Source organism: Paenibacillus sp. JT22N15 (genome assembly GCF_059383755.1).
Genome location: NZ_JBXENV010000005.1, coordinates 418267 through 430117, shown reverse-complemented (window position 1 = coordinate 430117; position 11851 = coordinate 418267). Strand labels below are relative to the sequence as shown.

Here is an 11851-nt window from a genome sequence, read left to right as displayed (position 1 = left end):
ATTCACATCATGAAAAAACTTCGTTTTGGCAAAATGGCTGCATCCCTTGCACTTGCCGCATCACTTACTTTATCTGCTGTTCCTTTTACACAAGCACCGGCAGCTTATGCGGCATCCGCTTCCACCCAATCCAAAATCGTGTCAGTGGCAAAAGGCTTTATGGGAACTCCTTATCAATTCAGCGCTCCCACTAGTTCGACTCGCGTTTTTGACTGCTCTTCCTTCACCAAATATGTTTTTGCTAAGGTTGGCGTTTCTTTGCCTAGAAGCTCGAAGGATCAATCGAAAGTCGGTTCGTTCGTATCTCGAAGCAATTTGAAGGTTGGCGATCTCGTTTTCTTCTATTCCCCTATTCATCACGTCGGCATTTATATCGGCAATAATCAGATCATTCATACATACGGCGCTCCTGGAGTGACCGTTACGAGTTTAAGCTCCAGCTGGTGGAGCAAAAATTACGCAACTGCACGTCGCGTGCTTTAGCACAATCACAAACGCCTCTAATAATAAAAGCCGTATCGCAATCGTCAGCGTTTCCCCCAACCTGACTGCGATACGGCTTTTATTCATTTGCTTATTCCTCGTAATAAACCCGAAACATCATATCCTGATTGTAATTGCCAAAGCCTTTGCCATACAGGGTAAGGCCGCCTACATGCGCAGCATCCTTATCTACCGCGATACGCAGCGTCCAGTGATTGCGATCCAGTGTAATCTGCTGCACGCTAGTGTCGCTTACCTGCTGCCCATCTACAAAGGTGCCATCCTCCTGCACGCGAATGACTTTGAGCAAGCCATATTGATTCAGGTTGCTATGCCACCAGGAAGGAGAAAACTTGCCGCGGGTACCCCCGTAATCACCAGGGCTTGTCCACTTGCCAATGGTCGTTCCATTCAGGCTGAAGCTGATATCAGACAGCCAGTTCGGATTATAGCCTGGAGCCTCGGAGCCCAGCTCCAGCACAAGCTCGAATGCGCTCGGGCGCTGCCCCGGCAGCAAATAATTAGGGATTTTATATTCGACGTATCCTCGGCCAAACCATAAAATGCCCGCATTCATCCGCTCCGGCTCTAGAAAAAAGCGCGGGTCATCGAATTGGCCAATGGCCTTCTCCACCGTCGCGATGCCGCAGGTCGGATGCACTTCATATTCGGTGTAATGTCCAATCGGCACCATGCTCTCATGCATTTTTTTCACTTCGCGTGTGTGATGGGGCAGCTCGATTTCAATATGCTGCTCGGCGAGCGTACATATTTTATGTGTGCCTCCCTGCTTGCGCACCATCTTCGTCTCAATGAGATGCGCCTTCTCCAGCTTGCGGATATGCATTGTTACAATCGCGCTGCTGAGCCCCAGCGCCTCTGCAAGCTCTTTGACATTCATCGGGCTTACTGCCAGCAAATCTATAATATGAAGCCGCACATGGCTCGACAGCGCCTCATAGAGCGGCAGCCAAGCTATATCTGTATTGGCTTTAATCATTGTGTTCCCCCTCCTTCCTCTTATCATCGCATAAAATGAAACGAGAGGGAACAACCGCCTGATTAGCCCGTCTCACCCGAGCTAAGCTTGCGATTGTTCCCCATTAGCCTTTACAGTTTAATTCGAATGACATTCCATGACGCTTTGTTCAGTACAGCTTGGATTTGGCCTTTATCCGTTAATGTCGCGCTGCCATTCGTGTGCGGCGTTACGCGGTTAGGCGCATCTGCTGTATTGGAAGCGGACAAATCCTCATTTTCCAAAACAATATGCTCCAAAATGCGTCCTTGACCGAAGCTGCGCAGGTCGATATCGAACGAAATGCTTTCTTCCAGATGACGATTCACCGCAAAAACGGTAACCTCTTGCTTCTCTTCATTATGCACCGCTACAGCTTCAATATAAGGCACATCTGTAAAATCTTTAGTGTCATGCTTAGGCGAGCTCATGAGCGGCACTAGCACCTCGCCTCTGCCAAACAGGCTTGCGTGCATATACGGATAATAAATCGTCTGCTTCCATGCGTCTCCGCCGTTCGTCGTCATAATAGGAGCGATGACATTGACGAGCTGCGCGATACAAGCCATCTTCACTCGATCGGCACGCTTGAGCAGGCTGATCAGCATACAGCCAACGACCAGCGCATCCTCCTGCGTATAAATATCTTCCAGCTGTGGAGGGGCAATTTGCCAAGGATCAAGCTTTTTGTCCGATTCATTGGAATGGAACCACACGTTCCACTCATCGAAGGAAAGGTTGATCTTTTTCTTGCTGCGTTTCTTCGCCTGTACGAAGTCAGCTGTCGAAATGACCGTATTAATGAAGGAGTCCATTCCCACGGATTGCGCAAGGAAATTCGCCGTATCCTTCTCGCGGTTGCCGTAATACTGATGCAGTGAAATATAATCCACGTCATTATAAGCTAAATCAAGCACCGTCGCTTCCCAATCCGGGAAGGTCGGCATGCCGATCGCTGAGCTGCCGCAAGCGACAAGCTCGATCGTTGGATCAACCCAGCGCATAACCTTTGCAGTCTCGCTGGCGATACGTCCATACTCGACGGCGGTTTTAGCGCCGATCTGCCAAGGGCCGTCCATTTCATTGCCGAGGCACCAGGTTTTGACGTTGTGCGGCTCCTTGTAGCCGTGCTGCACGCGCAAATCGCTCCAATACGTGCCTGACGGGTGATTGGAATATTCGAGCAGGTTGCGCGCCTCATCAGGGCCTCTCGTCCCCAAATTGACCGCCATCATCGCGTCCGTATTCGCTTTGCGGCACCAGTCCATAAATTCATTAAAGCCGATCCAGTTCGGCTCAATGGTGCGCCAAGCAAGCTCCAAACGCCGCGGACGCTGATCAAGCGGGCCTACGCCATCCTCCCAGTTGTAGCCTGAGACGAAGTTGCCGCCGGGATAACGCACAATCGGCACATCCAGCCCTTTTACAAGCTCCAGCACATCGGAGCGAAAGCCCTGTTCATCCGCCTGCGGATGGTCCTTTTCATAAATACCGCCATATACTGCCCGGCCCAAATGCTCGATAAACGAGCCATAAATTCTTTTATCGACTTCACCTACTACAAAATCCTTATCAACGATCAGCTTTGCTTGTTTGGACATGTTCAGCTCACCTCATAAGATTAATGTTTTTATTAACCGACTAATAAAATTACAATGTATAATTTCATTAAACACTATGCAGCAGCAGAACGCAAGCACGAATTCATAACGCTTCCAACCTTTTTGTCCCTATGAAAAAACGGTTGAAAGAGCTGCCTTCGCAGCCTCCTTCAACCGTCTTTATCCGTTATTCGCTTCCTGCCAAACTTGCTTGCTTCATCATTCAGGAGCAGCAGCCCGCTCGAGCTGAAGCTCGCATATCGTGCCTTGATTCATTTTACTGTGGAAAAAAATTTTGCCGTTCATTTCCTTGACCATATTCATGACAACCATTAGCCCGAGCCCGGTGCCGCGCTCCTTCGTCGTATAATAGGGCAAGCCTAACCGCTTAACCTGGGAGCGATTCATCCCGCAGCCCGTATCGCGGACGAGAATTTGAATTTTATTGCGCACCAGCTCGGTCTGCACCGTCAGCTTGCCTCCTTCAGGCATAGCCTCAATGCCATTTTTCATGATGTTGAGCATACACTGCTGAAATTTCTTGACCTCGCCGCAAATAATGAGCGGCTCCTTCGATAAATGATACACCTCAACGGATATGTTCGACAGCGCCGAATAAGGCTTCAGCCAAGGAATGACTCCGTCGATTTCATCCTTCACATTCAGCAGCCGCTGCTCTTCTTCACTAGGCTTCGAAAAATTCAAATAGTCGGTAATAATGGCATTGGCATGATCGATCCCTTCAAAAGCATAGGTGCGGTAGCGCTCGAACGTCTCGCGGTCGAGCGGCTCCTTGCTCATTAGTTGCAGAAAACCTCGCGTCGTAGTAAGCGGGTTGCGGATTTCATGCGAAATAGAGGCAGCGAGCTGGCCAACGATTTGATTTTTTTCGGAGATGATGAGCATTTGCTCGTACCATTCCCGATTTTTCACATTAAAATAAATAAAGCTGATCAGTAAAGATGAAAAAGCCGCCCCAACAGCAATTATACTGAGCTGCAGCACATTTAAAGCATGTCCAAGCGCTAGAGAAACACCAATATAAGCCAGCATGTATAACAAGACTAGGAACAGATTAACAACGCTTAGCTTCTGCTGGGTATTTGGCTTTATTTTAAAATGGAACAGCAATCCTGTCAGCAGCAGCACAGTGATAGCTATTCCTGTTGGCAGCCAGTGGTTGCCATAGAGCAAAGTACCGCCAAAGAATAACACCATTCCCGTAACTACGCCTTGGAGCAATCCTTCATAAAGCACAGCGAGCGCCAGAGAGACGGAGGTCAGATGCAGCGCATAGACAAGGGAGTCAATTTCCTCCAAGCTCAGGAATACCGTTGTAAATACGACGAGCAGTCCCAAAAAAAGCAGCCTCCGCTTCAATGTAGAGGCCAGCGATCTAGGGGTAAAAACAATAAACATGAGTGCAGCCGCCATAATATACAACAGCCCGTGAACGATTGATTCTAACGTAAGATGAAGCACAATTTTATCCTCATACTCTCTCTCATATAATAATTTCTTACAAAAATTGTATTTAAAAATTTGATAAGATCACAATTTTATATTACTATACATAACCTTTCATTGCCAATGGCAGCTTGTTTCAATTACAAAAAAATCCGGCTCGCCAGCAGGATATGCCCTTCAACTTTATTTGAAGGCATGTCCCGCTGGCGAAGCCGGAAACTTATGGAAGGAGATGAAGCAGCAGCGCTTTTTGAGCATGCATCCGATTTTCCGCCTGCTGGTAAATGACCGAATGCTCCGATTCTACCAGCTCCTCTGATATTTCAAAGCCCGGATGAATCGGCATATCATGCATAATGTAAGGCGTACAGCCCGCAAGAGTGCTGCTGTTTAATTGATACGGAAGCATCACCTTAATTCGGCGCCGCTTCTCCTCCTGATAAAATTCCTCTTGATAAAACTCCATATCAATCCATGTATCTGTATATACAAATTGTGATTGTGCGGCTGCATCCTGCAAGCTGTCGAGCCGTTCCACCCAGCCGCTTTGCAGCGCGTTATCCATCAGCAACTGATCCCACGATGGTTCATTAATGATCGGAGTAACAAGCAGCAGCTTAATGCCGAGCAGCATGCAGCCTTCCACAAGCGAATTGGCCACATTGTTGTGAATCCCCACATAGGTGAGCGTTACACCAGAAAACGTACCCGCCACCTCATAGATCGTCATCAGATCAGCCAGAGCCTGGCATGGATGATATTTGTCACAGCAGCCATTGATGACCGGGACGGTTGCATAACGTGCCAGCTCCAGCAAATCGACATGATTTTTGAGCCGCGCCATAATGATATCGCTGTTTCTTGAGACGTAGCGCGACTCGTACTGAATGGGCGACAGGCTGAAGTTACTGCTGTTCCAGTCCATCGGAACGACATAGCCGCCAAGCTGGTTCATGCCGGATTGAAACGAAAGATTCGTCCTTGTTGAGCTTTTTTGAAAAAGCATCAGCAGCCCCTTATTGTCGGCCGCCTTGCTGTAGGCTTGCGGATTGCGCTTTATTTCAACCGCCTGTTCAATGATACTCTGAAGCTGCTCCTTCGTTATGTGCTCAAAAGATAAAAAATGCTGCAAGCATAACACTCCTTTGTGAATAAATATTCATAAATTTGAATTATTATTCATAATAGCGAGTTTGCTTGCTTTTGTCCAGCCTCTTCCATAGACCAAGCTCAACCGGACATAGTCCAGCCCTAGTCCGACTTTAAAAGCCGGGATATTTGACCACTGGCCATTTCTCTTTGCGCAGCTTGGATACAAACGCGTCCCCTACGTTGAGATTGCTTTTTACAAGCTCGGTTGGAGTGAGCGCCATCCATTGATTAAGGGAAACGTCGGCGAAGCGGTCGCTTTTGAACATTTCCAGAAACCATAAAGTTGTGTTTCCGGTATTTTGCACATAATGACCGCAGGCAAACGGCACATATCCCACATCGCCAGCCCGCACATCATACGTTCGTGCATTTCCATTGCCGGTAAATACAGTCATTCGGCCTTGGCCCGATAAATAATATTGCCACTCGTCGTTATTCGGATGCCAATGGAGCTCGCGCATAGCGCCAGGCTTAATTTCTACAAGTGCTGCTGCAATCGCTTTGGATGCTGGAAAGTTGGAAGAATCGACGATTCTTACACTGCCTCCTGGCGTAAGGATAGGCGTCTGCTTCAACAACTCAAACTTAAAGGACTGCGGGATTGTTCCGTATGGAGATTCTACCTTCTGGCTCTCTATGGAACCGGGAACCGCGCTTTTATAAATATAAACCTGATCATCGGGAATATGGTCAAACTCACTAACAGGTACGCCAAAATTGGCCGACAGCACTTCCTTCGGCGTATGGGCAAACCAATCGGAAATCGACAAGGTGTTTAAATCCGAGAAATTCCCATCGTCAAACACGAGCAGAAACTCGCAGCCCCCTTCCAGCCCTTGAATGGAATGAGGAATGCCCGGTGGAAAATACCACAAGTCGCCCGGCCCGATATCAGCTATGAAATTTTTCCCGTTCTGGTCCACCGCTGTAACCCTTGCATTTCCAAGCAGCATGTAGGACCATTCTGCCTGTTGATGCCAATGCATTTCCCTGACTCCGCCCGCTATTAGCGACATATTGACTCCTGCCAGCGTTGTTGCAATCGGCAGCTCTCGAGCCGTCACCTCACGAGACCAACCCCCTTGATTCAACTGCATATGGACATCCGAAAATGAAAATTTCATATTGGGAACGAGACCTGCATCCGTTACAGGCGGAACTAGCATATCCGGATTTTCCAAATCCCGCATCACATCGCGCGGCCCTAAATCCGGACCTCCAGCACCGTCACTCCGAATCGGCTGAGGGATGTGCGGGTATTTGGGTCTCGTATTTTCAGATTCGCTCATTAATGACCATCCTCCTGTACATAGGTAGACTGCACCAGCAGTCACTATCTGCCAATATATGCTTGGAGACTGAAATTATGAGTTTTTCAATAAAATCGCTGTAGGCAAAAAAAAACCGGCTAGCGCAGCTCCAACCGGTTTTAACTATAAATTACTCCATATGAAACAGCTTGTTCATCGGCACTTGTAAATCTTTAAAGACACTGGACTGAACCACTTCCTGCTCCGTAAACAAATGACGCACCTGATAGCTGCCGTCCTGCAGCGCATAAACATGAACCGTCCGGTTTCCCGGGTCGACAATCCAATATTCCTGCACCCCAAATTTTTGATAGAGATTGAACTTTTCATTAAAGTCCTTCAATGCGGTTGATGGTGACAGCACCTCAATGATTAATGCGGGAGCACCATTACAACCCCTCTTTGAAATTTGGTCCTTGGAACAAACGACTGAAAGGTCCGGCTGCACGATATGATCAGGTGATTGAAAATCCCCGCTTTCACTGAAAAACACATCAAAGGGTGCCATAAATACATAGCAGTTCCGATTTTGAAAAAACGTACGAAGGGCAAAATAAAGCTCCCCGACAATATATTGATGCAGCGAGGTCGGAGCCGGAGACATATTAAAGACTTTCCCATCAATAAGTTCCCATGATCCATCCCAAGTTAGCCAATCCTCGTAGGTATGCGTTTTTTTCTCATCCGGATGTGACAAGATACTCGCCCCCTCAACTAAAACGTTCATTATATCTTTCCTATATTAGTATTGTAGCATGTTCCCGGCTCTAACCAAAATCCATCTTTACAAGCATCTCCCCCTTCCCGTCATAAACTTGGCCCACTGCACATACCTATGGTATGAACGGTATTATCAAGTACGGGGGGATGGCTGATGAACCAGGATGAGATCCGCGCATTGGAGCGGTCCATCGATGAAATTACGGAAATCGCTCAAGGCTTTGGCCTCGATTTCTACCCGATGAGGTATGAGATTTGCCCAGCCGACATTATTTATACGTTTGGCGCTTACGGCATGCCGACGCGCTACAGCCACTGGAGCTTTGGGAAAACCTTCAACAAAATGAAGATGCAATATGATTTTGGCCTTAGCAAAATTTATGAGCTCGTCATTAACTCCAACCCCTGCTACGCCTTCCTGCTGCAGGGCAATTCACTTATTCAGAACAAGCTGATCGTCGCGCACGTACTCGCCCATTGTGATTTTTTCAAAAATAACGCTCGTTTCAGCACTTCCAACCGCAATATGGTCGAGAGCATGTCCGCTACAGCTGAACGCATTCAGCAATATGAAATGGATTATGGCCTGGAAGCCGTCGAAAAATTTATCGATGCCGTGCTTGCCATTCAGGAGCATGTGGACTCCGCGATTATTAAGCCATACCAGCTCGATAAAACCCGTTATATTGAAATGCTGACGACGGAGCAGAACCGTTCGGTCATCACGGCTATCCCTTCCGAATACGAGGATCTATGGGGGCTTGACCCGGATGATGCCAATCGTCAGGATCAAACGCCGCCGCCAAAACATTTTCCGCCAGCACCGGAAAAGGACTTGATCTGGTTTATTGAGGAGTACTCGCCTCAGCTTACGGACTGGCAGCGCGATATTATGTCGATGATGCGCGATGAGATGCTTTATTTTTGGCCGCAGCTGGAAACGAAAATTATGAACGAAGGCTGGGCGTCGTACTGGCATCAGCGCATTATTCGCGAGCTTGACCTGACAAGCGAGGAAACGATTGAATTTGCCAAGCTGAACTCCTCCGTCGTCGTGCCTTCCCGGCATACGCTGAATCCGTATTATTTGGGGCTGAAAATTTTCGAGGATATTGAGAAGCGCTGGGATAAGCCAACGATAGAAGAGCAGCGGCGCTTCGGGCGCGTACCGGGCAAAGGCCGGGAAAAAATGTTCGAGGTGCGCGAGCTCGATTCGGATATTTCGTTTCTCCGCAACTATTTGACCAAGGATTTGGTCAAGGATTTGGACCTGTATGTTTTCGAGAAGAAGGGGCCGGAGTGGAAAATAACCGATAAATCGTGGGAAAATATCCGCGACCAGCTTGTTTACTCTAAAGTAAACGGCGGCTTCCCCAGCCTCTTCGTCACAGATGGCGATTTTAACCGTGTAGGCGAGCTCTACCTGCTTCACAAGTACGAGGGCATGGAGCTCGATCTGAAATATGTTGAGCGCACGCTGCCGCATGTCGTCCATCTCTGGGGCAAATCGGTCCATCTCGAAACCGTCGTCGAGGACAAAAAGATCGTATTCAGCTGCGACGGCAAAAAAACGAGCCGCAAGTTTGTGTAACTTAATGGCGCTTAATGGCGTTTAATGGCGTTTGGGAGCAAAAAGGCGAGAAGCTGCTTTGGGGCAGCTTCCCGCCTTTTTTTATAAATTGAAAGCTCAGTCCGACCGCGCGTCGGCTCTCCCCTATTTCCTCTGCCCCTATCTATACCTATCCCCATAACCAGAACTTTCTCTTTCTCTTTCTCTTTCTCTTACCTATTCGTTTTGCTTTTGCAGGTTATCCCCTTAGCTCAGAACGAGCGTCGCTCCTTACATCGGAGATAAAAAACCTTTCTCGAGCAGGCCATTAACCTATTTGCAATTATCCTATTCGCGTTTCTGAGCTAAGGGGAACCCTCCCCCTCTGTAGCCCTCTATTATTCCGGATTTATTAAACAGCAGATAGATTGATTTGGCTTTAGAGATCACTGGAATTTGACTTCGTATTTTGTTTCGCTTAAACTTTACCATAGATTACATCTTCCTAATTTTAAGAGAAAGGAGTGTCCGTTCATGAAGAAAAGATCCTTGCATTTCATATCCTCCGGCTACGGATACTCGACTGCTGTTTTTTTCTAAAATCCATTTAACGGGTGAAGTGTGCCCAAAATAGTTGGATGAAAATGGCAGAAATCTTAAAATGAGAGGCGAAGATGCATGAACAATTTAGGGATCACTAGAAAAAATCCAGCAGGAATGCCTAGTCCAGTAGGGAATTACAGCCACCTTACTAAAATTCCGAGAAACGCTGAGCTGTATGTTACTTCTGGCCAAATCGGAACAGACCAAAACGGCAGCATTCCGAATACTTTAAATGAACAAATCAACAATACGTTTGCTAATATCAACATTTTACTGAACTCCGAACAATTAACCTCCGATCATATTATTAAGGTGAACATATGGGCCACTGAAAAAATAGACTGGGAGCATTTCTACGAAAAATGGGCGGAACTTTTTGGCATTCACTATCCATCTATGACGATTGGTTATCTTTCGGAATTAGGGCTGCCAGAAATAAAAATAGAAATTGAACTATGGGCGGCTAAAGCTTAAAAACAGCAGCAGCAGACTAAGGCTATACTTAGTCCGCTGCTGTTTTCTTATATTTGATTAGGGTAATTCCGCTTTTTGCCGTAATGACTCCAAATAACCTTTGTTTTGCAGCACTCTGGGGTCCTCTGGACGGAAAGTTCGGTCAGCCTCATTATGCCGATAGGCCAGCTCGTATTCACCTAGACGAGCGTAGCAGACGCATAGCTGAAGATGCGGCAGCCAGGTGGAGCAGGCCATATTGACAAAGCCCAGCCGTTGGTCGGACTGCCCACGCTCAATTGCGAGGTTATACCAGAAACCAGCCGTCTCGAAATCTTTTTGCTGCAAAAAATAATACCCTAGCCGGCAGCAAAATTCCGCCCGCGGACTGCCATATTGAAACGATCTTAATATCGATTCAAGCTCCCGCTCTGTATCTCCAAGCCGGTTAGAGCAATCCGCCAGCTTGCCGCATGTCGCAGCATTATCCTCCACCCACCCTTCGCCCATCGTAAGAAATTTTTCATAATACAAAATCGCTTGTTCATATTTCTCGTGGTAAGGCTAATATGGGTAACGGCACTATCGCTGCTTTCAATGCTTCCCCACACCTCCAAATACTCTTGCACCTCTATTAGGTCATATGTTTGCCAGACCTTGGACTATCACAATAAGTCGCAAATTGCTCCTCTCCCTTCCCACTCCACATGCGCCCAAACATTCCACATGTTAAAATAAAAAAAACGACCTCTTCTGCCAAAGGAGCTGAACGCCTTGTATTTACGGAGTGCAGAGCTGCTCAAGGAGCGCATTCCCAATTACAGCAAGTATCCCTTTTCCATTCCTGTCATCCAGTCAATGAGCAAGCTTCATTTCCATACCCATATCACCTTCTTTGTAGGCGAAAATGGTTCCGGCAAGTCCACCTTTCTAGAAGCTATAGCCTATCAATGCAGCTTTAACACTGCTGGCGGAGGGCGCAACAACAGCTACGACGTAGATGCCTCTGAATCTGCACTAGGTCCCTACGTTCGGCTTTCCTGGATGCCCAAGCTCACGAACGGCTTTTTTCTGCGCGCAGAAACGTTTTACCAATTCGCCTCTTACCTCGATACAGTGCCTGAAAGCTTGCCCTATTACGGCGGCAAATCGCTGCATGAGCAGTCGCATGGCGAAGCCTTTCTATCGTTGTTCAAGCACCGTTTTGGCAAAAAAGCGATCTATTTGCTCGACGAGCCCGAGGCCGCGCTTTCTCCTGCCCGTCAGCTCGCGCTGCTTCGCGTCATTAAAGATTTGGAGCGCGATGCCCAGTTCATTATTGCGACTCACTCGCCTATTTTGCTTGGATATCCGAACGCGCAAATTTACAATTTTGACGCCAAGCCCGTTGAAGAAATTCGCTACGAGGACACAGCACATTACCAGCTAACTCGACGCTTTCTCGAAAACAGAAAAAATGTATTGAACGAGCTGTTCAGCAACGACTAGCAACTCT

The 11851-nt window shown here is 47.5% G+C and carries 11 protein-coding genes; 4 read left to right on the top strand and 7 right to left on the bottom strand.

Annotated features, from left to right (window positions below; genetic code table 11):
- Nucleotides 1-9 precede the first annotated feature (9 nt).
- Nucleotides 10-483 carry a C40 family peptidase gene (locus tag AC50X8_RS12750; RefSeq protein WP_056039652.1) on the top strand — a complete coding sequence of 158 codons (474 nt, stop codon included), beginning with the start codon at nucleotides 10-12 and terminating at the stop codon, nucleotides 481-483.
- Nucleotides 484-574: 91 nt separating this feature from the next.
- Here the strand turns inward: AC50X8_RS12750 and AC50X8_RS12745 are convergent, their stop codons facing one another.
- The 6 genes from AC50X8_RS12745 to AC50X8_RS12720 all read right to left on the bottom strand — a co-directional run bounded on the left by AC50X8_RS12745 (nucleotide 575) and on the right by AC50X8_RS12720 (nucleotide 7758).
- On the bottom strand, nucleotides 575-1483 hold the full coding sequence (locus AC50X8_RS12745) for an ArsR/SmtB family transcription factor (protein WP_494879989.1): 909 nt from the start codon (nucleotides 1481-1483) through the stop codon (nucleotides 575-577).
- Between the two features lie 110 nt (nucleotides 1484-1593).
- Nucleotides 1594-3102, bottom strand: a complete 1509-nt coding sequence (gene arfA, locus AC50X8_RS12740; RefSeq protein WP_494864089.1) for an arabinosylfuranosidase ArfA — start codon at nucleotides 3100-3102, stop codon at nucleotides 1594-1596.
- 219 nt (nucleotides 3103-3321) lie between these two features.
- A complete protein-coding gene (locus tag AC50X8_RS12735; protein ID WP_056039647.1) occupies nucleotides 3322-4584 on the bottom strand; it encodes an ATP-binding protein in 1263 nt (420 codons plus the stop codon).
- A 205-nt stretch (nucleotides 4585-4789) separates the two neighbouring features.
- Nucleotides 4790-5701, bottom strand: coding sequence for an ornithine carbamoyltransferase (locus AC50X8_RS12730; RefSeq protein WP_056039643.1), 912 nt, complete (start codon nucleotides 5699-5701; stop codon nucleotides 4790-4792).
- Nucleotides 5702-5831: 130 nt separating this feature from the next.
- On the bottom strand, nucleotides 5832-7010 hold the full coding sequence (locus tag AC50X8_RS12725) for an oxalate decarboxylase family bicupin (protein WP_494879988.1): 1179 nt from the start codon (nucleotides 7008-7010) through the stop codon (nucleotides 5832-5834).
- A 151-nt stretch (nucleotides 7011-7161) separates the two neighbouring features.
- Nucleotides 7162-7758: a Uma2 family endonuclease gene (locus tag AC50X8_RS12720; protein WP_056039637.1), complete on the bottom strand. Its 597-nt coding sequence runs from the start codon at nucleotides 7756-7758 to the stop codon at nucleotides 7162-7164.
- 147 nt (nucleotides 7759-7905) lie between these two features.
- Between AC50X8_RS12720 and AC50X8_RS12715 the strand changes: the two genes are divergently transcribed.
- Together AC50X8_RS12715 and AC50X8_RS12710 are read left to right on the top strand one after the other, a co-directional pair.
- Nucleotides 7906-9342, top strand: a complete 1437-nt coding sequence (locus AC50X8_RS12715; protein ID WP_056039635.1) for a SpoVR family protein — start codon at nucleotides 7906-7908, stop codon at nucleotides 9340-9342.
- 636 nt (nucleotides 9343-9978) lie between these two features.
- Entirely contained in the window at nucleotides 9979-10377 is a 399-nt protein-coding gene (locus AC50X8_RS12710; RefSeq protein ID WP_494879987.1) for a RidA family protein, read from the top strand.
- 57 nt (nucleotides 10378-10434) lie between these two features.
- Here the strand turns inward: AC50X8_RS12710 and AC50X8_RS12705 are convergent, their stop codons facing one another.
- On the bottom strand, nucleotides 10435-10866 hold the full coding sequence (locus tag AC50X8_RS12705) for a hypothetical protein (RefSeq protein ID WP_494879986.1): 432 nt from the start codon (nucleotides 10864-10866) through the stop codon (nucleotides 10435-10437).
- Between the two features lie 264 nt (nucleotides 10867-11130).
- Here AC50X8_RS12705 and AC50X8_RS12700 point away from each other — a divergent pair, with 264 nt between their 5' ends.
- The gene (locus AC50X8_RS12700; RefSeq protein WP_056039628.1) at nucleotides 11131-11844 is read left to right on the top strand and encodes an AAA family ATPase; all 714 of its coding nucleotides are present in this window, start codon (nucleotides 11131-11133) and stop codon (nucleotides 11842-11844) included.
- Nucleotides 11845-11851 lie beyond the last annotated feature (7 nt).